Source organism: Paenibacillus sp. GXUN7292 (assembly GCF_050864975.1).
Classification (GTDB): domain Bacteria; phylum Bacillota; class Bacilli; order Paenibacillales; family Paenibacillaceae; genus Pristimantibacillus.
Genome location: NZ_JBOZWO010000058.1, coordinates 1 through 26,571 on the forward strand (window position 1 = coordinate 1; position 26,571 = coordinate 26,571).

At 44.5% G+C, this 26,571-nt stretch carries 21 protein-coding genes and 1 pseudogene; 5 read left to right on the top strand and 17 right to left on the bottom strand.

Features of this window, described 5'->3' with window-relative positions:
• A partial coding sequence (locus tag ACRRU2_RS26785; RefSeq protein ID WP_432506392.1) for a hypothetical protein occupies positions 1-299 on the top strand: 299 nt, incomplete at its 5' end.
• Here ACRRU2_RS26785 and ACRRU2_RS26790 read toward each other — a convergent pair.
• The 6 genes and pseudogenes from ACRRU2_RS26790 to ACRRU2_RS26815 form a co-directional block, all read right to left on the bottom strand.
• Positions 264-398: pseudogene (locus ACRRU2_RS26790) on the bottom strand (ArsR/SmtB family transcription factor); the annotation flags it as partial. The gene ACRRU2_RS26785 and the pseudogene ACRRU2_RS26790 overlap by 36 nt on opposite strands.
• Before the next feature lies 1 nt (position 399).
• A complete protein-coding gene (locus ACRRU2_RS26795; protein WP_432506359.1) occupies positions 400-2,667 on the bottom strand; it encodes an MFS transporter in 2,268 nt (755 codons plus the stop codon).
• Positions 2,668-2,874: 207 nt separating this feature from the next.
• The gene (locus ACRRU2_RS26800) at positions 2,875-4,131 is read right to left on the bottom strand and encodes a stalk domain-containing protein (RefSeq protein WP_432506361.1); all 1,257 of its coding nucleotides are present in this window, start codon (positions 4,129-4,131) and stop codon (positions 2,875-2,877) included.
• A 274-nt stretch (positions 4,132-4,405) separates the two neighbouring features.
• Positions 4,406-5,947, bottom strand: a complete 1,542-nt coding sequence (rlmD, locus tag ACRRU2_RS26805; protein ID WP_331699070.1) for a 23S rRNA (uracil(1939)-C(5))-methyltransferase RlmD — start codon at positions 5,945-5,947, stop codon at positions 4,406-4,408.
• Positions 5,948-6,116: 169 nt separating this feature from the next.
• On the bottom strand, positions 6,117-6,752 hold the full coding sequence (locus tag ACRRU2_RS26810; protein WP_331699071.1) for an FMN-dependent NADH-azoreductase: 636 nt from the start codon (positions 6,750-6,752) through the stop codon (positions 6,117-6,119).
• A gap of 145 nt (positions 6,753-6,897) precedes the next feature.
• On the bottom strand, positions 6,898-7,887 hold the full coding sequence (locus ACRRU2_RS26815) for a TRM11 family SAM-dependent methyltransferase (RefSeq protein ID WP_432506363.1): 990 nt from the start codon (positions 7,885-7,887) through the stop codon (positions 6,898-6,900).
• A gap of 194 nt (positions 7,888-8,081) precedes the next feature.
• Here ACRRU2_RS26815 and ACRRU2_RS26820 point away from each other — a divergent pair, with 194 nt between their 5' ends.
• Entirely contained in the window at positions 8,082-9,011 is a 930-nt protein-coding gene (locus ACRRU2_RS26820) for an ABC transporter ATP-binding protein (RefSeq protein WP_331699073.1), read from the top strand.
• A gap of 2 nt (positions 9,012-9,013) precedes the next feature.
• Positions 9,014-10,138, top strand: a complete 1,125-nt coding sequence (locus ACRRU2_RS26825; protein WP_432506366.1) for an ABC transporter permease — start codon at positions 9,014-9,016, stop codon at positions 10,136-10,138.
• 202 nt (positions 10,139-10,340) lie between these two features.
• Here ACRRU2_RS26825 and ACRRU2_RS26830 read toward each other — a convergent pair whose 3' ends face one another.
• The gene (locus tag ACRRU2_RS26830; protein ID WP_432506368.1) at positions 10,341-11,858 is read right to left on the bottom strand and encodes a sulfatase family protein; all 1,518 of its coding nucleotides are present in this window, start codon (positions 11,856-11,858) and stop codon (positions 10,341-10,343) included.
• A gap of 158 nt (positions 11,859-12,016) precedes the next feature.
• Between ACRRU2_RS26830 and ACRRU2_RS26835 the strand changes: the two genes are divergently transcribed.
• Positions 12,017-12,871, top strand: coding sequence for an AraC family transcriptional regulator (locus ACRRU2_RS26835; RefSeq protein WP_432506370.1), 855 nt, complete (start codon positions 12,017-12,019; stop codon positions 12,869-12,871).
• A gap of 249 nt (positions 12,872-13,120) precedes the next feature.
• On the opposite strand, the gene ACRRU2_RS26840 is transcribed toward ACRRU2_RS26835, so the two are convergent.
• The 9 genes from ACRRU2_RS26840 to ACRRU2_RS26880 all read right to left on the bottom strand — a co-directional run bounded on the left by ACRRU2_RS26840 (position 13,121) and on the right by ACRRU2_RS26880 (position 25,283).
• Positions 13,121-14,254, bottom strand: a complete 1,134-nt coding sequence (locus tag ACRRU2_RS26840; RefSeq protein ID WP_432506372.1) for a hypothetical protein — start codon at positions 14,252-14,254, stop codon at positions 13,121-13,123.
• A 15-nt stretch (positions 14,255-14,269) separates the two neighbouring features.
• Positions 14,270-15,457, bottom strand: coding sequence for a M24 family metallopeptidase (locus tag ACRRU2_RS26845; protein ID WP_432506374.1), 1,188 nt, complete (start codon positions 15,455-15,457; stop codon positions 14,270-14,272).
• 21 nt (positions 15,458-15,478) lie between these two features.
• Complete coding sequence (locus ACRRU2_RS26850) at positions 15,479-16,207, bottom strand: PIG-L deacetylase family protein (protein ID WP_432506376.1); 729 nt, start codon at positions 16,205-16,207, stop codon at positions 15,479-15,481.
• Positions 16,208-16,235: 28 nt separating this feature from the next.
• Complete coding sequence (locus ACRRU2_RS26855) at positions 16,236-17,120, bottom strand: carbohydrate ABC transporter permease (protein ID WP_331699080.1); 885 nt, start codon at positions 17,118-17,120, stop codon at positions 16,236-16,238.
• Positions 17,121-17,137: 17 nt separating this feature from the next.
• Entirely contained in the window at positions 17,138-18,085 is a 948-nt protein-coding gene (locus ACRRU2_RS26860) for an ABC transporter permease (RefSeq protein ID WP_432506378.1), read from the bottom strand.
• The gene (locus tag ACRRU2_RS26865; protein WP_432506380.1) at positions 18,075-19,775 is read right to left on the bottom strand and encodes an extracellular solute-binding protein; all 1,701 of its coding nucleotides are present in this window, start codon (positions 19,773-19,775) and stop codon (positions 18,075-18,077) included. The genes ACRRU2_RS26860 and ACRRU2_RS26865 overlap by 11 nt, the downstream gene beginning before the upstream one ends.
• A gap of 147 nt (positions 19,776-19,922) precedes the next feature.
• Positions 19,923-21,584 carry a response regulator transcription factor gene (locus tag ACRRU2_RS26870; RefSeq protein ID WP_432506382.1) on the bottom strand — a complete coding sequence of 554 codons (1,662 nt, stop codon included), beginning with the start codon at positions 21,582-21,584 and terminating at the stop codon, positions 19,923-19,925.
• A gap of 17 nt (positions 21,585-21,601) precedes the next feature.
• The gene (locus tag ACRRU2_RS26875) at positions 21,602-23,359 is read right to left on the bottom strand and encodes a sensor histidine kinase (protein ID WP_432506384.1); all 1,758 of its coding nucleotides are present in this window, start codon (positions 23,357-23,359) and stop codon (positions 21,602-21,604) included.
• Between the two features lie 1,165 nt (positions 23,360-24,524).
• On the bottom strand, positions 24,525-25,283 hold the full coding sequence (locus ACRRU2_RS26880) for a class I SAM-dependent methyltransferase (protein ID WP_432506386.1): 759 nt from the start codon (positions 25,281-25,283) through the stop codon (positions 24,525-24,527).
• On the opposite strand from ACRRU2_RS26880, the gene ACRRU2_RS26885 reads away from it, so the two are divergent.
• Entirely contained in the window at positions 25,282-25,740 is a 459-nt protein-coding gene (locus tag ACRRU2_RS26885) for a LysR substrate-binding domain-containing protein (RefSeq protein ID WP_432506388.1), read from the top strand. The two genes, ACRRU2_RS26880 and ACRRU2_RS26885, sit on opposite strands and share 2 nt — an antisense overlap.
• A 79-nt stretch (positions 25,741-25,819) precedes the next feature.
• On the opposite strand, the gene ACRRU2_RS26890 is transcribed toward ACRRU2_RS26885, so the two are convergent.
• The gene (locus tag ACRRU2_RS26890; RefSeq protein ID WP_432506390.1) at positions 25,820-26,341 is read right to left on the bottom strand and encodes an AbrB/MazE/SpoVT family DNA-binding domain-containing protein; all 522 of its coding nucleotides are present in this window, start codon (positions 26,339-26,341) and stop codon (positions 25,820-25,822) included.
• Positions 26,342-26,571: the final 230 nt, after the last annotated feature.

A 26,571-nucleotide genomic window follows, 5' to 3' on the forward strand; every position in this document is an offset into this window, starting at 1 on the left:
TTAAAAAGAGGGGCTGCCGACCCTTTTCCATTTCCACCCATACATCTCATATCAATATTCTTTCCTTACTAACAGTGAGCAGCACTCCACATGACTTGAGCATTGATGGCAGACAGTTGGTGTATTACCTTAAGCTAAGTTTTCCGGCGGTTTTGTCGCAGGAGCCGGTTTCTGGCGATACTATAGTGCTTGATGATGAAGGTATTGGTGCGGTAGCCGAGCAAGTTATAGCGGTATCGCGGACAACTATGTCAAGAAAGCGACCAATCGTCCAACTCAACGAAAGGGTTAGGACTTAACGAAAAGATACGACGGTTGGCTTCATCCTGAACCTTGACAATACCGGCATTGGTCAGGACGCGAAGATGTTTGGAAGATTGAGGCAATCTAGGTCCCAGTCTACGAGTCATTTTGAGCATTGTTGTTGCGAATGCCAATATCACGAATCAAAATGGTTCCTTCATTTGTTTTATCAAAAACAAAGCTGAATTTACTTAATTGTTCGGGTTGAAAATCTGGATTGTTCTTTTTAAATTCAATTAATTGGAATGCAAAGTTCTGAAACACAGGCTCCTTGGTTGGCATTAGAGATGCGAATGGAAATTTAACGATGTTTCCAGCGAACATGGGAAGTAGATAGGATTCACTACTGAGGGATAAGGTTGCTACATTGCCGTGCTTGTCTTCAGCTGTTAAAGTCAGGTCAATAAGTGAATCTTGATCTATTAGCTCTTGTTTCTCATTCACATCCGCCATAGAAAAGACAATGGAACTGTTATCACTTATAACCATATGTTGAACTGGTAAAACAACCGTATAGGATGGAGTATCAGTATCCGTCATGTGGGTCCATCCAAGCTTTACTGCGCTATACATGTCAGGCCCATATTTCATCGCTACTTTTTCCTCTTTCCACAACTTTAAGTTTTCTCCGATTAGTCGACCGCCTGAAAGTGTTGTCGTACCTGGATCAATATCTTCTTCAAAGTTGCTTATTAAGGTTGTTTGCGAATCCATATAATTGCTAATATACATCGTATTTGGTAACCAATCACGGGCATAACCAATATCCTGGAAGACTGATCGATAATCATTATTATCTTTAAGTGTTGCGTCCAGAAAGGATGAAATCAATACCTTTGCTGCTTCCATTTGCTCCTCCTGAGTGATGAGCTGCTTCGTATTATAAAGCTTGTTGCTAAGCCCTATACTGTCATTCTTTCCCCATATTGTGTTGAACTGACCATGATTCATTCCATACAAATACACAGATGCTTTAAAATAATCGCTGCCTTCCGTAAAGCCGATTCGATTATATTGGTTTAGCGCACTAAATGAGATGACATCCATATCGTGAGATCCGTGTAAAGCTAAGTAGTTCAAATCCTTTAGAGATGTGGATTGGCCTGCCGGTTTATACTGTCCGTCTGTACCCGCGATAGAGATGATGGAACGGATACTGAAATGATAGTCAAATTTAACATTTCCGTCCTCTGGGTAAGCTGTCATCTGATTAAACGCTGCAGCTGCCGTTATCGCTTCTCCACCGCGCGAATGTCCGATTAACGCAATTCGGCTCATGTCGACTTTCCCATTGAATGGATTGTCCTTTGTCTCGTTCCACGCCTTCCACACCTTCATATGCTCGAGCATCAGCCAACCTCTTGCCGAATTTTCATTTTTGAGCGATTGGAGGAAGAGGAGATCATCAAATGGAGATGAATTGAGAAAATTCTCGTCTATCGAAACAAATATGTAACCACGACTCGCAAGCAGCTTGCCTAAATAGTCATATCCCTTATCTGAGTAATCCGTTGCAATATGATTTCCGTGAACAGTAATGATCAAAGGAAAGGGACCCTCACCATCTGGATACCAGACTTGCCCATTTAGAGGCATTTGGTCTGAGCCGAAACCAAATGTTTTTTTGCGAAGAGTTGACCAGTTATCAACAAATGCAGAACCATCTACCGATTTCGTCACAAGGGACGTGCTTTGTATAAATTCTTTTCTGTAGTTATTAGCACTGCCATAGGTCAATGAATTGATCTCATAAGTACCTTGCAACGCTGGGTTTGTCATTGCAGTAAAATAGCGGTCTGCTGATTTCATTTCTTGCAATCGAAATGGGCTTGCGGGTTCAGTATTACCGTTATCAATCAGCCAATACCCAATGATGACAATAAAGAGCATTGAAATAGCAGCTAATATCACTGCTGCTGTTCTAGAAAAAAGCTTTACCTCGCGATAAACACCTGACTTCCATCGGTATATTAGGGCTCCTAATACGGAAAGTGCGGCAATGATTGTCACAGATATAATTAATCCAACCTGCAACATACCGATAAAGCAGAGTGTTAATAAGAAAAAGGATACGAGTACTAACCATATGTAACGTGTAGGAACACGCTTTGTGAGATGGAATGCGCCAGCCAATATACCAGTAATACCTACTATAACAATCAAGGATATTGATGTACCGATTAGAACATCGACGTATCCACGTGACCCCATAAAAAAGTAACTTTGAATGAAGAACATTATTATTGCAATAATGGTTATTGCAATAGAAGCACCTTTCCACCCTGGAGTAAGTAATTGAAATCGCTTTGTAATTTTGCTGAATCTTTGTTTAATTGGCGTTTCTTTTATTTCATGTTGTATCATATTGCCACCTCATTTATAGTTTTTAACTATAATATAACACACTAGCGCTGCATAACCTTCGAAGATAACTGCAAGTGTAACTATTAATACAAAACAATAAGCCCAAGCAGTAACAGCTTGAGCTTACTTATCTTAATATTATCGGTAAATGCGACTCTAAAAACGCTACTCCCTTACTATCAACACACAGCCTCATGCAACCTTGTATTAAGATAAGCGATGAATCGACCACACTATATCCGTACCGAAACCAAGGGTTAAATCATCGGACTCGTAATATAATTCAACTTGGTCACCTGCCTGAAGCTCTACATCTCCGGATAGCGTCACAGTTGCACTTTCCAGTACGGTTCTAAGAGTTAGAACTAACGCAATATTGACGTTCAAGATAGGCATATATCCTTTTATTAAATCAGTGTTGCCATTCTTCCTTATTGTGAAAAATGGATCAATACCACTTCCTACGCTTATATTAACCGCGGCGGTAGTCTTATAGTTAACAGTTGCATTTATGGCATACTTACCAGCGGCTGGCGCCGTAAATATACCTGTAGTAGGATCAAACGCAGGGTCTGCGTAATAAGGAGACGCCACGCTCCAATTCGTAAATTGATGGCTACTAGCAATTGATGATGTCGTACCCAAAGCAGAAAACCCTTCCGAGGTAAAAGTAGTCCCTGCTGGACCTGGATCTCCTTGAGGTCCCACCGGACCTTGCGATCCCGCCGGACCTGGATCTCCTTGTGGTCCCACCGGACCTTGTGAACCCGTCGGACCTGGATCTCCCTTATCACCCTTGGCTCCCGGCGGTCCTGCTGCTCCCGGATCTCCTTTTGAACCTTGAGAGCCTGAGTATCCCGAGTCTCCTTTATCTCCTTTATCTCCTTTTTCTCCCTTTGGACCTTGTGGACCCGTTTCTCCTTTGTCTCCTTTTGGCTTCTCAGTTGTTGGGGTATTAATATGGACTTGCTCATTCATACTGTCCCATGAAATTTCTAGTCCAAGAGAAGTAGCTAACGCTCGTATTGGTAAGTACAGACTATCGTTGATTGATACTGGATAAATTATATTTAGATTCGTGTCCAATAATTGAACGGGCTTGCCGTTAACATAAATTGAAATGCTGGATTTCAATACTGATACTGTCGCGCCTACTTTCATCCCATTTTGGTTGTTTGCAGAAGCCACTGTTATCGTTGAATCAGTGGTAATGTAAACCGCTCGTTCCTCTTGGTTCCAGCTAATGTTGAATCCAAGTAACTGAGAAGTTGCCCGAAGAGGTAAATATAATGAGTTATTAATTGAAACCGAAAGAATATCCGCTTCTGTTATCTTGCCATCAACGTAGATTGGTGTATTTTTCACCTTCCCTTGCTTACTTACTGTTCCCGCAGATACAGGTAAAGCTGATACGCTGAATACAATTAATACAAAAACAAGTAGTGCTAATAAGTTTTTTTGCATCTCTTAATACCTTCCTTTACTAGAATTTATCTTCACTCACGCTTGTTTATCCAGCCTTTCTAACACCGCCTCACAGAAATGGCGTCTTCAATACAGCATATTTGAAGTTTTATCACTTTTCTGTAATTCTGGTAACAAAAATAAGAGAGGATTAAAGAGTTAGCAACGAGCATATCCTTATGATTTTGGGTTGTATAAAAAAGAAGAATTAGCAACTCAACTTTCGCAGCTTGAAATCGACAAATAAACCTTGATGTTTACTCAAGCGAATCTGTCACTTTTCATTTCTTTCCATCAATATTACCACTTCCACATGAGCTGTCTGCGGAAACATATCCACTGGCTGCACCGATTCAAGCCGATAGCCTTGATCGAGCAGCACCTTGCAATCCTTGGCAAGCGTTGAAGGATTACAGGACACATAGACCAAACGCTTAGGCTTCGCAGCGGCAATTGCCCGGAGCAGCGGCAGCTCGCAGCCTGTTCGTGGCGGATCGACCACAATAACATCTGGCCTGACGCCCTGTGCCACCCATTGCGGCAGCATTTCTTCTGCACGTCCGGTATAGAAACTGGCATTGTTTATACCGCTGTTGCGTGCGTTCTCGCGTGCGTCCTCAACTGCTTCTCCAATAATCTCTATCCCTCGGATCTCCCTAGCAAAGGGTGCAAGCCACAACCCAATTGTGCCTGTTCCGCAGTAACCATCAACTACTAGCTCGTCCCCTTGCAAATCAGCCGCTTCTTTAACTGCATTGTAAAGCTTCACCGTCTGCTCGGGATTAAGCTGGAAAAACGCTCTCGGTGAAAGCGAAAACTGAATATCACCAAGTGTCTCGCCAAGCCTATCTTCGCCCCATAATATGGTTGTTTTATCTCCAAAAATAAGCGGCGTATTGCTTTTATTTACGTTATGCGCAATGGTAGTAACCATCGGCAGCTTCTCTTGAATTGCATCAATCAACTTCTTGGCATCAGGCAGCTTTTCCTCCGCTGTAATGATAGTAAGCTGAACCTTCCCTGTCTCATATCCAACACGTGCAACGAGCGTACGGACATTTCCTTTTCTAGTGCGGCTATTATAAACAGACAATTTGAGCTCAGCCATAATGGACTTCACCTTATCGATTACTTCGTTAATAACAGGATGCTGAATGGGACAACCGCTTATATCCACGAGCTGACGAGAGCCTGCCTCATACAAACCAGTTACGATTGCTCCATCGGCTTGCCCCGTCTGAAGCTGTGCCTTATTGCGATAGCTCCACGGATTATCCATTCCGATAATTGGTCGTATTGGCAGCCGATCCAGACCTGCATAGCGCTGAAATGATTCCTTTACGATTTCTTCCTTCGCTCGAAGCTGCGCTTCATAGGTCATATGCTGCAATTGACAGCCACCGCAACGATCATACACTGGACATGGCGGTGTTTGCCGATCAGGAGAACGCTTCTCCAGCTTGATCATCGCTGCATTCAAATAACCCCGCTCAGCTTTTGTAACATTAGCAACAACTACCTCGCCCGGCAAAGCCCCTTCAATAAATACTGCCTTTCGCTTATAGTAGCCCACACCTTCACCATTGATGCCAATCCGTTTAATTGTTACAACAATACGATCTCCTGATGTAATTTGCTCCGCCGATATATCCGCTCTATTATGCTGATCTTTGTAAGATGTCCCTTTACGCCGTCCATTCTCCACAGCATTACGTCTCGTTCCTTCAGATTTACCTTTAGGTTTATCCGCTCGTTTTCCTTCCCTCTGCTTGCTGGCCGTGTCTCTTGCTTTTATGTCATTGTTGCCTGTTTTCATTCTGTTCGCTCCGATCAAATTTGGTTACACTCACTATAACATAGCGCTACTCATCATTCTATTCCTTCTATTATACATACAAAAAGCCTACTCCCCACAAAATCAATTTGCGGAGAATAGGCTTTATTTATTTGTTACAATTTTGGCTGCATAATATGTGTTGCAGCTATTATTTTACGAGCTCTTTGGAATAACGAGCTGCTACTGCTTTTACTTTTTGCAAGCCTTCTTCGATAATTTGAGCGGCACGGTCAGGCATTGCGTTATGACCTTCGATAATAACTTCCTCTACAATCTCCATACCAAACACGCCGCCAACTACATTGCGCATGTAGTTTGTGGACATTTCAAGGGACGCCATCTCAGGTGAAGAATACACTCCGCCGCGAGCGCTGAGGAAAATCGCTTTTTTATCTGTCATCAAGCTGACCATTTGGCCTTGCTCGTTATATTTGAAAGTGAAGCCTGCTGCATATACATAGTCGATAAATGTTTGAAGCTTCGCAGGAATCGTAAGGTTCCATAGCGGATATGCAAATACTACGATATCAGCAGCGGATAGCACATCCATCGCTTTTTGCTTAGCTGCCATTAGGCGTGCTTCTTCAGCTGTAAGCTCTTGTCCAGCTTGCAATTTACCGAATACGTTGAAAAAGCTTTGGCCAAAATATGGTGTGTCTTCTTCGAAAACATCATATACAGTCACGTTTACGCCTTCCAAGCCCTCCATAAATGTTTCGTACATTTTTGAAGATACAGCTTGTGAAGCCGGACGATCGTTAGCTTTAATTACTAGCATATTCATAGTTGATTTCTCCCATTTTTATATTTTTGTGTGTATCTATTTTTTTGTTAGTGAGATACCTTACCCATTATAAACAATATAAATAACTTTTTCTATAATAACGTCTAAAAACTTTGTATCAAAATATTGACAATTAGGCTTTGTTCTAGCTGCAGCACAGTATTTCTCTACGAAATTTACCTTTACTAACAGCACATCGATCAGTAATTTGAAATCCCGCAGCCAGCAGCTCTTGATCCAGCGGCTCTACCGTAACGATGACCAGCTGCTCAGCAAATTGCCGCGCATGACGGAGCATTGACAGCTTATCGTCCATTGGCAGCACCGAGCATAAATTATAGGGCATATCTATAATTGCCACATCAAATTTTTCTTTAATGTCACGCATATCCCCCAGTACCACCTGCACATCATAATGAAAATAAGCCAGATTCTCGCGCGCGCCCTGAGCTGCCAACGGATTTATTTCACGGCCAGAAACAGCTATCCCCATTGAAGCAGCTTCCAGCAAAACGGTGCCGATTCCGCAGCAAGGATCGATTGCTTGAATGCCGGCTGGGCTAGGGACTGCAATATTCACAATCGCTCGCGCCATCCTTGTACTTAAGGCCGTTGAATATTGACGTGGTTTAGAATGGTGCTGCTGCCAAACGGCAGTATTGTCTTGCATCGCGCCGATATACCATTTGCCTAACCAGTATGCTATGCCGATCTCCAATCGCGGGCTTTTCAAATCAACCGTTCCTTTGATCCGCTGTCCGATCTGCTTTGCGAGCTCCTGCTTTTCTGCCTTTGAAGTGGGCTGCTTATTCTCCGTTGAGTTATGCGCCTCTGTTTCGTTGCTGGCTGCATCCCATACCGTAATTTTGAAGCTGGCATCCTTCAAGTCTATATGCAACGCATATTGTTCCAGCTCATCCCTGCTTGCTGCTTCATGCCAAATTTGCATGCGATGCTTCATAAAAGGACTGCGGTCCACATCTATCTCCCGCATACTGCCTGCTACACAAAGGCCTGCTTTCATTTTGAAAGAAGCTGGAAGATCCAGCAGTCTTCTAGCCTCCAGCTCACAAAGTCCTCTTTCTTCCTCATGACAAATAAAGCTATATAAATAATCCGGTTTTATCCCGTTCATACACATCATGCCTCTCATAGATTCATGCCAATATCATCTATTATACCTCCAATCGAAGCCGGAATGGTTTGCATCCCCAGCCAATTATTAACTCCTACTTAAGACTGAGAAAATTGCATTCTGCAGACGGTGCACAGCCTAACCAGACTTCCATTACAATAAGGACAGTGATATGAATAAGGAGTGGTTAGCACATGCCCGTATTAGAAGTGGAACGGCTCAAGAAATCATTCGGTACTGTTCATGCGGTAAAGGATATTAGCTTCTCCGTTGAAGCTGGCGAGATTTTCACCATTATTGGGCCTAACGGAGCTGGAAAAACAACTACGCTGGAGATGATTGAAGGGCTGCTTCAGCAGGATGATGGCCAAATTCGGTTTGACCAGCTTGATTGGTCCAAGGATAGCGGCAAAATCAAAATGATGATTGGAGTCCAGCCGCAATCCAGCGCTTTATTCGATCTTTTGTCAGTAGAAGAAAACTTGGCTTTATTCGCAACCTTTTATACAAAAACAAGACCTGTTGCAGAAATATTGGAAATGGTCAATTTAACCGAGCATAAAAATAGATACGTAAAAAAGCTGTCCGGCGGGCAAAAGCAGCGTCTGGCGATCGGGCTTGCCATGATTAACGATCCGGACATTATTTTTCTGGATGAGCCGACAACCGGTCTTGATCCGCAAGCGCGCCGCAATATTTGGGACATCATCCTGAAGCTTAAGGAAATCGGCAAAACGACCATTCTGACAACGCATTATATGGAAGAAGCTGAAAAGCTGAGCGACCGTGTATGCATTGTCGACCAAGGTAAAATTGTAACGATGGATACCCCTTCCGCACTGATTGATCGATTGACCAAGGAACGGGAGGTTCGCCTCTCCTTGCTGGACGGCATAGATGCAGCGAAGCAAACAGAAACGGTCGCGCAGCTCCATCCTGCTGTCGTACGAACAGAACGCGATGGTTCAGCATTAAAAATATGGACGACTCAGCCAGAGGAAACCTTATACGAAATATTCGGCTTTACAAAAGAAAATAAATACCGCGTGGAGCAAATATCAATTCGCGAAATGAGCCTGGAGGACGTATTTATCGCCTTTACGGGCAAGGAATGGAGAGATTAAAAATGATGCTAAAACAGTTCAATGCCATGTTTATCTCCCAGATCAAAATGACCTTTCGTGAGAAGCAGGTTTGGTTTTGGAGCATCTTTTTCCCTGTTATTCTTATGGTCATCTTTATGACTATATTTGGCGGCAGCTTTTCAAGCAGTAGCAGCTTTAAGGCGAATATCGCGATTGTAGATGCGGTGCCGAACAGCTCCTCTGCCATGCTGATTGAGCAGCTCAAGCAAATTCCCGTTTTTGAATATAAGGAAGATGCATCTATTAGCATAGAGCAAGGGCGGGAATGGGTGGAGGATAAAAAGATAGATGCCCTTATCGTGATGCCGGAAAATGAGGGTAAAGCCAGCATTCAGCTCATCGTTAACCGCGAAAAAGAAGCTGGCGCAACTACGCAAGCTATAGCTGGCATTTTGCAGCAATTCACTCAGTACGCTAATCTGGCTGTTGCCGGCATTGAGCCTACTTATACGATCTCGCAAGAATCGATTACTACCGCTTCCGATGATATTAAATATACAGATTTTCTGCTTACAGGCATGATTGGTCTATCAGTTGCACAAGCAGGCTTGTTCGGCATGGTGGACATGGTCGATATGAGAAAACGCGGCCTGCTTACGCGCCTTCGGATGACACCGGCTCGCATGGGATTGTTTGGACTGTCTAGCATGGTTGTCCGTATGCTGATGGGTGTTTTGCAAATTATCATTTTATCTATAATTGGCGTATATGTTTTTGGCGCAACACTGCATTTCAATTTGCTGACGCTAACCGTCGCCTTCCTCATCGGAACGCTTGTATTTAATGCGATGGGCTATTTATTCTCATCCTTCAGCAAGACGATGGAAGCATATATGGGCGTTGCCAATATTACGAGTATGCTTATGATGTTCCTAAGCGGCGTATTCTTCCCGCTTGAATCCTTACCGTCCTGGCTGCAGTTCGTTCCAAAAATATTGCCGCTGACTTATTTCGTCGATGGCATGCGTGAAGGCTTGATCTATGCGGGAAGTATTATGTCCAGTACGTTCTGGATGGGTGTCGGCATTATGTCGCTATGGGGCGTCGTCAGTTTCTTGATCGCTTCTCAATTGTACAAATCAAAATCACTGGCTGCCACTCGTTAAACGGTTTCCAGCTCATTGCCTGCAAAATTCATCAAGGATAAACGGCTCCGCCGTCCTTTAGACAGGCGCGTTTACCGATGAAATATAGGAACAGGTATAAGTTGAAAACATATACTTTCCTATATTTTAAAGAAAGCTTACAGCGCCAAGCGGTTAGAGGACTGCCCCTCTAGCCGCTTGGCTTGCTGTAAGCTTTTATTTGTTAAGCATGCGATACTCGCGGCATCGGCATAGCTTCCTTGCCAAGCTCTGCCCAAGCATACTTGAGCAGCAGCTCCATTTTCAAATCCTTGAATCGTTCATCGGCCCATAGGTTATGCAATTCCTCCGGGTCCTCTTGCAAATCGAATATTTCACCATAGGTCTGATTGTAGTAAACGGTTATTTTATAACGTTCATTGACATAGGTTTTCTGATGGATCGTCGTCGGCTCATGGCGGAATTCGCAAATTACATGATCGCGTGCGGACAACTCAGGCTCACGCCATACAGCCGCTTGATCCACCCCTGTCATTGCACCTGGTACAGGCAGTCCTGCAAAGCTGAGGAAGGTTGGCGCAAGATCGACTAGCGACTGCAAAGAATTAGAGCGTGTATTAGCTGGAACGACGTTTGGATATTTGACGATAAACGGTATTTTAAGCAGATCTTCATAGTGGAAGCCGCCCTTGAACTGCAGCCCATGCTGGCCGAAGAAATGGCCATGATCGGTTGTAAACACGATTAACGTATCCTCAGCAAGTCCAAGCTCTTCCAGCCGATCAAGAATTCGCCCAATTTGCTCATCCATGAAGCTGACCATGCCGTAATAAGTCGCTACCGCCTTACGATGCTCTTCCTCCGTAAATACTTGGTGTGAATGATAGCCGTGGATCGAGAAGCCTGACTCCTCATAACTGGAAAAATCCGGTTTTTCCTGCTGTGTCATGCCGAAATGCGGAGGATTTTGGTCATGCTCGCCCGGCATTACATGAGGTATCGTTAGCGTATTAGGGTCGTACATACTTGCCCAAGGCTCTGGCACAAGATATGGCGGATGCGGATCAGGAAAGCTTGCCCATAAGAAGAAGGACTCATCCTCTTCCTTGTAGCTCTCCAGCAGTTCATTCGTCCTCTCGGCAATCCAGCTGTTGTAGTGGAATTTCTCAGGCAGCTGCCAATGATAGAGCTTATTCTCGTCCATCGTGCCTGTTGGAGCTGCGAAATAATCGCGCCAGTTCGTACAGCCTTGCTCCTCCAGCCACAACACATAATGCTGACCGACTAGCCACTCGTTCGTATGATTACGCGCCATTTCGGCTACTTCAAAACCATAGTAAGGCCCGTTGAATTTCTTCCAAAATTCGTAATCATGCAACGTGCCTCTTCCTTCAAGCGTGGGATGCTCTTCAGTAGGAGTAACCTGCTGAAAATGAGCTTTCCCTACAAGCGCTGTCCGATACTCGTCCTTACCGAGCAGCTCCCCGATCGTCGTATGCTTCTCCGACAGGCTGGTGCCCAGCGTCCATGCGCCGTGCTGGCTCGGATATTTTCCCGTAATAATAGATGCCCGCGTAGGTGTGCAGGTAGGATTCGGACAATACGCCCGGTCAAATGTAGTTCCTTCCTTAACGAGACGATCCAGATTCGGAGTCGAAATTTCCGGATTAAATGCTCCTATAGTATTCCAATGCTGCTGATCGCTTGTAATCAGCAATATATTTGGCCGCTTATTTTTCATGACACTGCCCCTCTCTTCTAGCTTCTTCATCTGCTTTTATTATAGAGAGACAGCCGATCAGCCTACAATAACAGAAGGTCGTCATTTACTTGCATTTTGTAAGCTATACAGTACAATTTAATTATTAGCCAGCGAAATATTTAAAGAGGTGAAGTACAGTGAGAGAAGAATCTGCATCCGAGATTGCTGAAAATTTTTTCTTTGTTCCTGACGAATTTGACCACCAATCTGGCTTGTGGCCAGTAAGATTTGGAAGCAATACAGCAAAGCAAGGCTACAATGTCGGTCCGCGCAGCATCCCTTATTACAGCTTGCATTTTGTAAGGAATGGTCAGGTGGAGTTTGATTATGGGACAGGAACGGTTCAGCTTGTGGAAGGCGATTTTTTTTGCATGCTCCCTGGTCATTCTTATAGCTATCGCATGCTGCCCCATACTCATCCTTTACAGATGACCTGGATAGCATTCGACGGCCCTCAAGCGAATCGACTAATGAGCTGGATCAATATCGACTTGGGTGCCCCTTTTAAACAAAAGCAACCAGCGCCTGAGCTGCAGCTTACTTTGGAGCAATTGCTGCGATCGGCTCGAGGTCAGCATCCCAGCCATAAGCTGAAGCGTTACACACTGCTGTACCGCTTATTCGAGCAGCTATGCGAAACGCCAGCACAAGAAGAACTGGAACTAACCCGAGGCCCCAATGAATGGATACCGAAAAGTATTGAATATATGAAAACGCATTATGGCGAGCCCATTGGCATCAAGCATGTGTCTGATCACATTGGCGTGCATCGTGCTCATTTTTCCAAGCTGTTCACAGAACATATAGGCATAAATCCATCCGATTATTTGCGAAGACTGCGTATGGAACAGGCTTTACGTTTGCTTCAGCATACCTCACGCTCCGTGCTCGATATTAGTCTGAGCCTTGGATATGCAGATGCGACATCCTTTACCCGCGCCTTTGGCCAATATTATGGGCGGTCTCCGAGCCAAGCGAGACTGGATAGATGAATCGACAGCTCCCTAGCTGGCCAGACGTTCCGTTATTGCGCCCAAAATCGCAGTTTTGAGGCCGCAAAGTGACAGACATTCCGTTATTGTTCCATAGATCGCAGAAAAAGCCCCATTCAGTACCTAATTGCGGAATGTGTGACCGCGAAATTAAAAAATGGCCGGTTTTAAAGCAAATAACGGAACGTGTGACCGTGAAAATTCATTTTTGGCAAGATATGCTTGCAAATCTATTAAAAATCTTGTTCATTACTTTTCCCCTGCACCATATAATTCCATGTACAATTTCCGCACCTTGATAACATGCTCATCCGTAACGCCTTCCCACTTCAACCCGGTATCCGGCACAGGATTGCCCATTCCCAAGTAACCGTCCAATTGCAAATCTAGGCTGAACTTGTAAAAATCGCGAATCGCTTCATTTTTAACATCCAGGTCCAAGCCTTCCTTGCCGATCGTAACATCGCCAATATGACAAATCCGGAATTGTTCCTGCTTCCATTTCTGCATAAGCTCTTTCGAGATCGCCTTTTTCTCTTCCGTTTCTGGCGATTCATTTTCGCAAACCCAGTAGTTCCAAGGGACAAGCCACCAGCTTTTATCAGGCAAAATGTCCGGGTAAATAAACGTCTCATAGCCATAGGAATGAATAACGACCCCAACGATTCCTTTATAGTTGATTTCATCCAGCACTTCGCGTATCGAATGAAGGTTCATTTCGTAATAATAACGAAGCATAGCGCGTGCCTCGTCAGACCATATAAAGCTTGGCACCAGTCCGATTCTTCGGCAATGCTCAATCGCGTCCGGGCTATAATGATATTGTTCCTCTACCAACTTGCCCTGACCTGCAGCCCATGCCGGATAGAGCGCCTCTACCGCGTCAGACCTTGCCCCTTCAAACTCCAAAAACAAATAGTCTATGCCGGGAAATTCCGTTAACAGCTCCTTCACAATTTCCTTCATCCTTGTTTGATATTCAGGTGCAGTGAAGTCGGCAATCCGGTTTGGTCCATCCGTAAGCGCACAGTTTCTAAGCTCCCACTCATCGATAGACAGTTCTTTTTCCCAATTATGCTCCTCATAGGTTAAAAACTGCAGCATCGCGCCTACTGAAATCCCTTTGCTATGCAGATGCGAGATCATATTCCTGCCCCATTCGTTGTTCGTTTTCACATTCGCTGACTCGGGATGATTGTATAAGTACGGGAGCTTCGATTTGATCCCGTTCGTATACCATTTCGTATAGAAGGTAAAATGATTAAAATCAATATCGGACCGCAGCTCATCGATCATCCGGATGGCAACTGTTTCATCCTGCTTCCAAAACTTGCTTACATGATCCTGACTTGGCACCCAGTGATCCATAAACCCTTTTATCATAGTTAAGCACCTCTTCTATAAACGTTCTGTTTCCTTCCACTTCTCAGTCAGTTCTCTCACTAACCGGGACATTGGCTCATTGCCTTCCTTCGTCAGTATGAAGCCTTCTTCAATCCGATTCGATCCGTGCGGATGGCCGAACAGGCTAATATCTGTATTAACCGTCATCCCTTCCTCAAACAATCCCTGTGTATGTTCATTCGGATAAGGCATCTCGGCCTCAGCAGCTCCGCAGCCATGCAGCGGCGGATACAAGTCATAAGCATCGACACCCTGCTCGCGAAAATAGCTTTTTACCGCTCCAACCATCTCACCTTGACGCACACCCGGGCGGATAAGCTGCAGCGCACGGTCATTCGCTTCAATTAAATAGTTAATAAATTCCCGCTGCTCCGGACTGCTGTCGCCGACGATGAACGGAAAGTTTATCGTTGCTATATAACCCTCATATTGCACGGCCAGTGCAGCCATTATCATATCCCCGTTCTCTACTCGCTTGCGCGTAGGCCTGCCGATAATTGTATTGACTCTTACTCCGCTTGCAACGAGGCAAAATGGAACATTTTCCGCTCCTTCCCGCATGCAAGCATAATAGGCGGCGGCTGCAATTTCCAGCTCAGTTACTCCAACGGCCGCCGCTTCCATAAGCGCTATGTAGCCTTTATCAGCTACGCGAGCCGCTTCTTTCAAGCAAGCAATTTCATATTCAGATTTTATTAACCGCATTGTAAACAGCAGCTCATTGGCATCAACAACATCAACCTCTTGCGCATTCGTAACGATCGATTCATAGACCTGCTTGGCCATGGCGTCCATCCCCGCAATACCAAGCCGCTTCACCCCATACTGCCCCTTTAGCTCATTAAATACCTTCTTGGAATCCGTATAATCAGCATGCGGATATTCAATTTCATCCGGCACAGTGACACAATTAAAATCCGGAATTAAACGAATATCAGGCCAGACCGACATCTCCCGGCAGACAAGCTCACCTTCGGGCGCAGCGAGCACGATTGGCTCGCCCGTCATTGTGACGATTACAGCCCCACGCTCAAAAATAGGCCAATAATTGCTAATATACCGCAAATTTTCTCTTCGATACTCATCCCCGTAAATAAAACAAGCATCTATTCCCCGCTCCTGCATCAAGCTTCTTAGCTTCTTCACACGCTGATTGAACTCATCCTTCAATTTACCGTTCATACTTTAAAGCCCACCACCTTGTTATGTTATAGCAGCGCGGCTGCTTAAACCGAGAGTTAATTGATTCACATCGGTTATTAACCCGGGAACTGTCGTATTCAGCAATAACGCTTCTCCATATTTCACTCCGGTCTGGGCGCCTCTTGTCAGCGCCCGTCCTTCAATTTGCTGCAGCGCGTCCGATACAACAGCATCGCACTGTGAAGCATAAGCCTGCATAGCTTTTACCTTATCTCCATAAGTGTCAGAAATATCAACGACGAAGGAATTTTTCGGCATAAGCTGGATCACTTCAAAATGGTAGAGCGCTGCAGCTTTCCACGGCTGACCGAGCTCGAGAGAGCATGACCAGCCGGCCTGCCAGAACGCTTCTTCTGTTATGGAAGCTACCGCTTTATGTGTTCGATACTCATTCCAATAATGCGTAAATACAATATCAGGACGATAAGTGCGGATCGCTTTCATACACATCTTATAAGTCACATCATCAGCCGGGATCGCAAAATCTCCATACTGATAAGCTTCGTAATGAGCAATGCCCAGTATTTCTCTTACCGCTTCACGCTCTTGACGGCGTATCTCAACAATACGGTCTTTATCTTCCAGCCGAGTGTAGCCTTCATTTCCATTAGCAAACATAAGCACGGTAACTTCGGTGCCTTGATTCGTCAGCTTTTTGATCGTTCCGCCTATGCCCAGCACCTCATCGTCAGGATGGCAGCAGATCACTAATGCACGTTCTATTTTCATAGGGCCAAATCTCCTTCTATTGATTCATTCAACCTTTAACGCTGCCCAGTACGATACCCTTCATAAAATATTTTTGTAAAAACGGGTAGACGAGCAAGATTGGCAAGGAGCCTACAAATATTTGCGCAGCCTTGCTCGTGCGCTCATTCACTTCGGCGAGCGCTCCTAAATCCGTGCCAATCGTCAGCATCAGCTCGCGGTTAATGACAACCGTGTACAAATAGCTTTGCAGCGGATATCGTTCTGGCGAATTCATTAGAATTAGACCGTCAAACCACGTATTCCAATGACTGACTGTTGCGAACAAACCGATAGTCGCCAGACCTGGCAATGATAAAGGCACAAATATTTTCCACAAAACCGTCCACTCCTTGGCCCCATCAATGCTGGCCGCTTCATGCAGCTCCTTCGGCAAGCCGCGAAAAAAGTTAAGCAGCAAAACGACATTAAATACAGGAACTGCGCCCGGCAGTATAAGCGCCCAAATCGAATCTAGCAATCCGTAGGTGTGAATCGTCATATACCATGGAATTAACCCGCCATTAAACAATATCGTAAAAATAAAAAACCAGGCATAGAAGCTGCGAAAACGGAAAGCGCTCGTCTCCTTCGATAACGGGTAAGCAGACAATACCGTCAGCAGCATATTTACACTTACGCCAAGAAGGACGCGCTTAAGCGTAATACCGATCGATTGTAAAAACTCAGGCTTGCTCAGAACAAATTTATAGGAGCTTAGCGTAAATTCAACAGGCCACAATTTTACGAAACCGCCTGCTGCCGCACCGCTCGAGCTTAACGATACAGCTAGAATATGAATAATCGGCAGCAAGCAAAGCAGCGATACTCCGCCTAAGAAGATATAATTACAAAGGGCAAAAAGCTTCCGGCTCGGCGAATTAGCGGTATACATAAAAACTTTTCACCTCCTCAGAAGATGCGGTAGTTCGCGAACCGATAGGCAAGAAAATAGGATAGGGAAATTAACACCAAGGATACGACGGATTTAAAAATGCCTACTGCTGTTGCCAAACCGTACTGTGCTTCAAGCAATCCAAGCCGATAGACGAAGGTGTCAATAATATCACCGCTTTCATACACTTGCGGACTGTACAAATTAAATACCTGCTCAAACCCAGCATTTAGCGTATTCCCAAGACTAAGTGTCGCGAGCAAAATAATAATGGGCAGCATGCCAGGCAGAGTTACATGCAAAGTTTGTTTGAACCGGTTAGCTCCATCCACGATCGCCGCTTCATAAAGCGCCGGATTAATCGCTGTCAATGCAGCCAAATAAACAATCGTATTAAAGCCAAATTCCTTCCATAAATCCGAAAAGACGAGCACGTGCGGAAACCAGCGGTTATCCCCAAGAAAATAAATCGGCGAAATGCCAAACCAGCCTAAAAATTGATTAGCTATACCTTTCATCGATAAAATATCGATTAATATACCGCCTAAAATAATCCACGATAAAAAATGCGGCAAATAAATGAGTGTTTGAACACTGCGTTTAAAAAATTGCTTACGAATTTCATTCAGTAATAATGCGATTAAAATCGGAACAATTAAGCTTGCCACAATTTTCATCGATGCAATAAAAATCGTATTCCACAAAATTTGTGTTGTGTTGGGCAGGGTGAGCAAATACTGAAAATTTTCCAGGCCAATCCACTTTGAATTAAAAATACCTTTGGCTGGAACAAATTTTTGGAATCCTATTACGACTCCAATCATCGGCACATAACTAAACAGGATGAGTATAAGGACCGCGGGTACTAGCATAAAATGAAGTGAAATTTCCCGCTTCCATCGAGACGACCGATTTGCTGTCCCCTGTCTGCTTATGCCGGCCATCCGAATACCTTTAATTTTCATTGCTGTACCACTCATTCACTTCCTTCGTAATCTCACTGCCGCCCAGCTTCATCCAGTTGTCTACAAAAGTGTCGAACTCGTCAATCGAAGCACCCATAATGATTCTGGTAATTGCCTCCTGCTCCAGCGTCTTTAACGACTCGCTCTTCTCAATCCATGTCTTTGTCGAATTGCCTGCGAACTCATTACGTATGAGCTGATTATTGGCAATATAATTGCTGATGATTTCGTAGGCAGAGCCTTTGTCCCCAAATACTCGATCATAACCCCAATTAGATGCATCATTTCCGGTTTCACGGTAAGTCTTAATTCTTTCATAGATATCTAAGTCTTCTGCATTAAGAGAAGACACTTCGGCCTGGCCTTGCAGCACCTTCGCAATATTGATATGCTGATCCATATTTTTGCGGTAAGGCCATAAAGTGAATGGCGCATATTTGAACGTTTCAATTCCATTATTAACAAAGTAAACGCCTGGCTCCGCTTTCTCGCCCCAGCCCTTCTCCACGTATAAATTAACCATTTTAATGCCAGCTTCCGGATGCGGGGTGCCCTTTTTAACGACTAAATAATTGTTAACCGCAAACCCGAGCTGCTTCGTTAGAGCCGGTTTTTCATCAATGGAAACGATCGGGTATGGATTCCAGTCTGCATTAGGATCATTGGACTTGCTTTCATTAAGCGGCCAAAGTGAATTGGACATTGTACCAAATATTAATCCAGCCTTCCCGGATGCCATCCATTCCGATGCTTTCACGACATCCTTCACTCCGAATTCTTTATCGATATAGCCAGCTTTGTATAACTCTTGCAGTTTAAGCAGCGCAGGCTTCATTTCGGGCTGAATATTGCCGTAAACGAGCTGACCCGATTCATCCTTAATCCAAATGCTTGGATAAGCGTGATAGCCATTGAAGAAGCCTTCCAAATCAGCTACCCCTGCAGTCAAATCTTTATGAATGACGAGACCGATTGTATCATCCTGATTATTTCCATCTGGATCTTGCAGTGTAAACGCTTCCGCTATTTTCAACACATCGTCCATTGTTTGCGGCACTGGTAAATTAAGCTTCTCCAGCCAGTCTGTGCGAATCCATAGCATCTGGGCGTTATCAATGGAAGATGTAGCAGCAGGAATACCCATCAGCTTGCCGTCAATCTTGGCCGATTCGAGTGCGCGTGTGCCGTCTTGTGTCATAATCTTCTTTGTTAGCGGGGATGCATATTTCTCATAAGCGTCAGTCAAATCCATAATTAAGCCTGCTTCAGCCAGCTGTTCCATCTGTGTTGCATTTACAGTCATAAATTGTGGAATATCTCCAGAAGAAATCGTCAAATTTGTTTTTTGGGCTCCTTGATCGCTGTTTACTACCCAATTGTATTTCAGCTTAATGCCAAGCTCATTCTCATATGCTCTAGTCCACACATTGTTACTGATATCATCGCCGTCTGCATACTTATATGCACTGCTCACTACCCGCACACTTGTTATTTCAATCGGGGGATCATATTTGCCCAATGGATCATCGGCGGTCTGATCAGGCGGATCGGCAGATGACTTGGCCGTAGAATCTGGACTGCTCACTCCAGAGGGCGGGGAGCCTTGCTCATTCTCCTTGGCGCTCGTGCATGCTGTCAAAACTAACATGAAGACGATAATAACCGCTGCATTCAACCAGCTCTTCCTCATTGTTTCATCTCCTTGGCTTGGTTTTGTAAGCTTACAATCAAATTATAAGGTTGCTATAAAAGGTGCCGCCATCGCACAATTTATACATATTGCAACTAATTTAAACCGATATTCAATTGTGCCAAGTGTACATATGCTTATTGCGGGCTAAAGCGAGCGCTTCTCCCGGTATTCCTGCGGCGTCATCCCTTCATGACGTTTAAAGAGCCGGGCAAAGTAAGTGGGAGATTCGAAACCGACACTGCGTGCAATGTCGTGAATCTTTGCGTTCGTCTCCAGCAATGCCCGCTTCGCTTTTTTCAGCCGCACATCGTTAATATAATCAACAAGGCCGACCCCCGTTGACTGCTTATACAGCCGCGACAAATAAGTTGGATTCAAATAGACAAGCTCCGACAGCCGGTTTAGCGATAGCTCCTGATCGATATGCTGCTCGATATGCTGGTTTAAAATATGGACGACCTGGTGCGTGTGCCGATTTTGCTCACTTTCTTTCTCACGAATTAATGCAGCTGCAATTTGGACAAATTCGTCGAGAACGAGTGTATAGGGACGATTCACTTCGTATTGCTCCAGCACCGCAATATTGTTTAGGTTCGCTTGCCTATTCGTCTCCCAGCGGTTCATATAAGAAATAAGATGGGCAGCAATAGAAAAATAAATTTCTGTAAACAAGGACATATCATAGGCTTCATCAAGACATCGCTTCAGGCGTGCGATCAGATCAACGAACAGTTCATGCTGGGAAGTGCTTGAAAATTCGATATCGGAAATTTTAATTAGCAAATTTCTCGCAGTGCGGTGATGCTGATCAGCAGCCTCCTTCGCCGAATCATGCGGCTGCAATCCAGCGGTCAAAATCATTTCATTGCTTTGAATGCGCATAAGCTGCTTGCGCAGGCTTTCGAAATGAATATGCAGCTCATGCCAGCTGACGGGCTGCTGTCCGATCGAAAAAGAAACGGTAAGCTTAAGCAATCGGCCAATGACCGGCTGCACTGCTTCCAATATCCCTTTCACAAAAGTAATCATTAACTCCCAGCGGCGCTCTATTGCTTCGTTACTTGCTTGTCCGCCCGTCCGGTCACTCGCCGGCTGCACAAACAGCGCAAAATAGGTTTTACCGACAGGGGTGAATTGAAATTGATGATGACTAAAAAATTCAGCCAAAATATTTTCGACCGCCTGAACCATCAACGCCCGATCGGCTTTGCTTTCATAATGTCCCCAATCGTCTATACGACCGGTTACGGGAAGCACATTTTGAGCTTCGTCCATCCCGATTTGCATCTCTTGAAAAGCGGCTGCCGATATCATATGGCGAGATAATGATCCATCGTGAATGCTTGTCAAAAATTCCTTCTTAAGCAAAGGAAGCGCCAGATGCATTTGCTTTCGCGCCCGGTCGATCAGTTCTTTGTATACTTGATCCTCTTCAAGACTGGCTAGCGCTTTGCACACACTGGCAATAATATTGTCGTCTTCCTCTGTCTTCAAAATAAAATCTGCACTGCCATTGCGAAGAGCGGTCTGTGCATACTGAAAGTCGTTATGGCTTGTCAAAAAAATAAATTTGCTGTGAGGCCAAAGCCGCTTCGTTTCCTGCTGTAATTGAAATCCGTCAATTTTTGGCATGCCGATATCACTTATTACGATGTCTATACGCAGCTCCTCCATCAGCCTCAAAGCCTCCTTGCCTGAATAAGCGCGGTAAAGCTCCAGATTTGATCTGTTTTGCTCTTGAAACAATTCATACATACCGTCAACAATAATTGGTTCATCATCAACAATTAGCAATCTGTATATCATCGTCTCTTCCCCTCCATTTACAACTCATAATCTAACGGAATCATTAACTCGACCTTCAACCCGCCCAAAGCGCTGCGGGAAAATCTCAGTCCGCCCCGCTCCTTATAGTGAATTTGCACTCTGCGATGAACATTGAACAAGCCATGGCCTTCTTTCAATTTATTGTTTGCTTTCAAGCTATACTGCAGCTTAAACAAATGATCTTCATTTAAAGTTCCCCCGCTATCCTCTACAGCAATAATAAGCATCCGGATTTCCGCATCTTCTTCGTAGGACACCTTAATCCAGCCTTCTTCATCTTCATCAGCTAAGCCATGCTTATAGCAGTTTTCCAGTAACGGCTGCACAATAAGCCGCGGGACGACCATTGCATTCCATCGTTCGGGCAATTCCGCAAAATCGACGTGAATACGCCTGCCGAAACGAACATTTTGGATGTCGACATAGGAACGCACGAAATGAATCTCATCTATCAGCGGCACTTCCTGCACCCCATCGCGCGTTATAAACTGAAAGTAATGGCCTAACGATTTCGTAAACGTCATGACCTGATCCAATTGCTCCATCTTGGCCATCCGATATAGAGTAAAAAAGCTGTTATATAAAAAATGGGGGTTGATTTGCAGTTGCAGCTGTCTCAGCTCCGAAAGCTGAAGCCGATACTTTTGCTCATATACTTCGTGAATGAGGACTCTAAGCCGCTCCATCATTTTATTGAACTGAAGGTACAGGAATGAAAATTCGTCTTGATACTTATACTTGATTTCGCCATCCAGCTTCCCTTTCTCCACCCGTTTGAATGCTCTTACCAAAGTACGCAGCGGCTGATGGATCAATTGATAAATGGCGTAGGAAAACACGGCGATGATGATCAATGAAACGGCAGACAGCCACCAAATGCCATTGCGATACTTTTGCAGCGGTCCCAGAACGACCTCCTCTGGCAAATAGGTTAAAATCATCGAATCAAGACTGGCAGACTTTTCGAATATGACAATATATTTTTTTCCTGACTGCTCGATATACCGGATGCCCGAATCTTCCGCATTTCTTTCATACAACTCATAGGCCAGCTCGGTTAACGCCGGCTGCATGGCACTATCCGGCATGTTGACGATTTCCCATCTCTTTTTCTGATCGACCATAACAGCGCCGCCTTGTATATGCTCTGCGAACAAGCCAATAGCCGATTGAATTTCGGTCTTGTCCACCTCAACTGCAATAATATAATGCGTCCCGCCTTGCACAGTTATTTCTGGGTATGGAATACTAATATACAGCTTGTCATCCTGTTGAATAAAAGGGGATTCCAAACGATCGACCGGTTTAGCCAGCGCCTTGAACAAAGCGCCGTCAATCGGATCAATCGTTTGATCAGTAGATAAAGTCCGGTTAATCGAGGCGATCGAAATATGAACATTACGAATATAGGGGCTGGAAGCCTTGAGTACTCTAATCCGATTCAGTAAATTTGTAAGCGCTTTATTTTTCTCGATATCTGTTATAATCAAATTAAAATCACTCAGCTGCCGCAAATACTCATCATTGGCATATTCCTGCTGCAGCCGGATCGTTCTAGTAAAATCAGTTTCAAGCAAATTCAAATAGAAATGAACGCGCGCCTGCATCGACTTCGTAATTTCACTTCTGACATTGTCCGCACTCGACTCATTCAACTGCAGGCTGAGAGCGTAAATCGGAATAAGCACCAGTAAAAATGTAACCACAAGCTTCGGATAGATGGACAACGGTATTTTCTCTAACAGGCTTCCCATTATAGGCACCTCACTCTAATTTAGTTCTAAGTGGTGCTGCGTATCCAAATGTATTCCTTCTTTATTCCTCCTGTATTCCTCCTGTATTCCTCCTTTACAACTTGCTGCCTATCAGCGCATATAAACGATCTAATGCCTATTTTATAGTTATTCAAGCAAATGATTAATATAAATCTTGCTCAGTACTGGACACTAACTCGCTCCTCGAAGGTGTCGATTCATTGTGGATGATGCAGCATGCAATAGAAACGGGTGGCACTGCGATCAAGTTTGGGCTTCCGACCGCTGTTGTACGCCAATTTTTTTGTAATACATATAACCTGTAAAGGTTAAAATTGGCCTACAAAGGCGGACGCTCCCGCTTCTCCAGTCCCAATCTTGCTCTCCGTTACCCTTTTCTTTTGCTTACCAAAGGTTGCCGAGACTAAGGATTTCATCAGGCTGTTGAAAAAGAAACTTTTCTGACGAAGCCGATAAGCACCACCCCAAAACTGCAATAACGGAACGTGTGTCCAGATAGTTGGCGGCTTCAAAATCGGCGACTTCAAACTCTGTGGGGGCTCAGTGAACGTTTGCGTTTATTTGGCGGTCACTCGTTCCGCTATTTGACCTAAAAACACTATTTTTGTTGTTTCGCGGACACTGGTTCCGTTATCGGCCCTTTCCCCGTCCGTTTTTGGGTAGTTTTCGAACAATAGCGGAACGTGTGTCACTTTTAACGGGCAAATATGGGGATTTCGGCGCAATAGCGGATCGTCTGTCCAGATAGTTGTCAGCTTCAAAGTCGCCGACTTCAAACTCTGTGGGGGCTCAGTGAACGTTTGCGTTTTTTTGGCGGTCACTCGCAAAACAGCTCAATGTATACGAAATTTCATACAGAAGAAACTAAGGGCAGAAAATCCACTTAGACCGATAGCGACACATTACTTGCGCCAACAGGATCGTCTAGTAAAATTTAGAATCGCAAAAAAGGCTGCCCATCAGATCATCAATGATCTAATTGGCAGCCTTCGTCGTTTTCATCGTAATTCTATCCGCAGAAAATTGAAAGCTCCATATTATCATCCAGCTCAAATACTTGGTCGGGCCACTTCTGCGCCTCTACAGAAGTATCCGCGGTGTTCCCACATTCATCATGATCGTTTAATGTATTTCTCGAGCCCTACTATACCAGTCCCGTGTAACATCTGCATATATTAGGCATTAAAAGCTCCCTGCCATTCACTGCGTATTTTTCAAACAGCGCGGTTAGTTCCTGCACAAAAGGCTCATATGCTTTATCTTGAACATTAGGGGCATAGGATGCAGACAAATTACGGTCGATAAAACTATTTCTATCAAAGCTAAGATCATTAGCAATTTCCAGCAATTCATATTCCCCTGATCGAAAAAAAGAGCTTATCTTCTCATCACTCTGCTCGAAGCCGCCGCTAAATCCGTTAAACTGAGGGCAGTATCTTTGGCAAATTTCAGCATTTTCGATGACAAGCTCATGATCCGCGACACGGCTGTTCCAAATTAGAGACACATATCCTTGCGGCTTAAGCACCCGTTGGCACTCCAGCTTAAACAGCTCCGGATTAAACCAATGGAAGGCTTGCGCCACTGTAATATGATCTACATTGCCCGCCGCAAGCGTCGTCTGCTCAGCCGTTCCGTTGACAGACGTATAATTAGGATAGTTTCCCCAAGCCTGTTCGGACAAAAGCCTCATATCCGTATTTGGCTCTACGGCCATGACGTTCAACCCTTTGTTCAGCATTTGACCGGTTAATATCCCTGTGCCGGCTCCAATATCCGCAATGACGCTACCATCGTTCCATCCATATTTCTCGATTAACACTGTTAATAATTGATCAGGATAACCTGGGCGAGATTTCGAATATACGGCTGCTTTACCTGTAAAATGATTTGTTGCATCCATGTTCCTGCCTCCCCATACTGGTTTAAACCATATTTTCCTATTTCATTATACACTGCTGCACCAGCCAAATGAGTGCTTTGAAAAAATTCACAATTGGATCTCAGACACTTTCAAAATAAAAACCCCCAGTACCCTACCCGTACTGGGGCTGGAAAGATACCCGGCTATCGCCGTCTTATCATACCTTCCCATTCTCCATACTAAACTTGCAATTGTTCCCCTGGAGTTAGAGAATGTGCTTGGCAAAGGTATTTCGTTCATCTCGCGAATTGCCGTTGCAAATGAAGTCGAGCGGGGACTGCTCTTGCTTTCGCCGCTGCCAAACCCACTCAGCAGCAGGTCAATTTATGTCATCTATCACCGGGACCGGTGGCGATCCGCACAAATGCGTACATTTTTGGATATGCTGACATATAACCAGAAAAGAAGTAACCTGAGTGATCTTGGCTTGGGATGAACAGCCACAAAAACAGCCCATCCCCGGATAAGGAATGAGCTGTTTCATGTTTCACGATTACATATCTAATTTGAAGCTATTAATCATCAAGCTCGACGCTAATAATATCGCCATTTCGGTCAATTTCCCATTCAATCTTTACGCCTGGCCTCAGCCCGAGCTGGTCATCATCTTCAATGACCACTTGTTCAGGAATTGTAATTTGCTTGGTTTGTCCGCTTTTGAGCTGTACAGTAACCTGTCTGCCATTAACTGCGGTAATAACACCCTCATACTCAATATAATAAACAAAAACTCTGCCGTTATTTTTGCCAATCGTTACACGCTTTCCGCCATCTGACAGCAGTTCTACCCGCTTGTTCAAATGATGGCCCAGCTTGACATCCTTAATGACCTTAACTACTGTAACACCCGGCGGCAGCTCTATATTGCGATGCTTCATCGGCGCTTTGTGCGAAGGATCGCTTTGCGCTTCAACCCTGACTTCCTTCTTAACCTCATCGCTATGCGCCGTGCTGCTTGTTATCATCGAAGCGGAGCATAATACAGCAGTGAGCAAGCCTGCCGCAATCTTTTTCCACCCTTTTGCTGAAAGTCCCATTGTGTAAGCCTCCTGCATTTATTGAATATTGACACTAGCTGTGCATGTATATCATTTCCAATTTTTTGTTTTTTATGAGTCGTTCACTTCAAAAGAGGGGATACAAGGCGATTAAAGATTACTCACACGAATCTACGTGGTCACATGTTCCGCTATTTACCTTAAAACCGCCATTTTTTAAATTTCGCGGCCATACGTTCCGCTATTCAGCTCTAAAGGGGGCTTTTTGG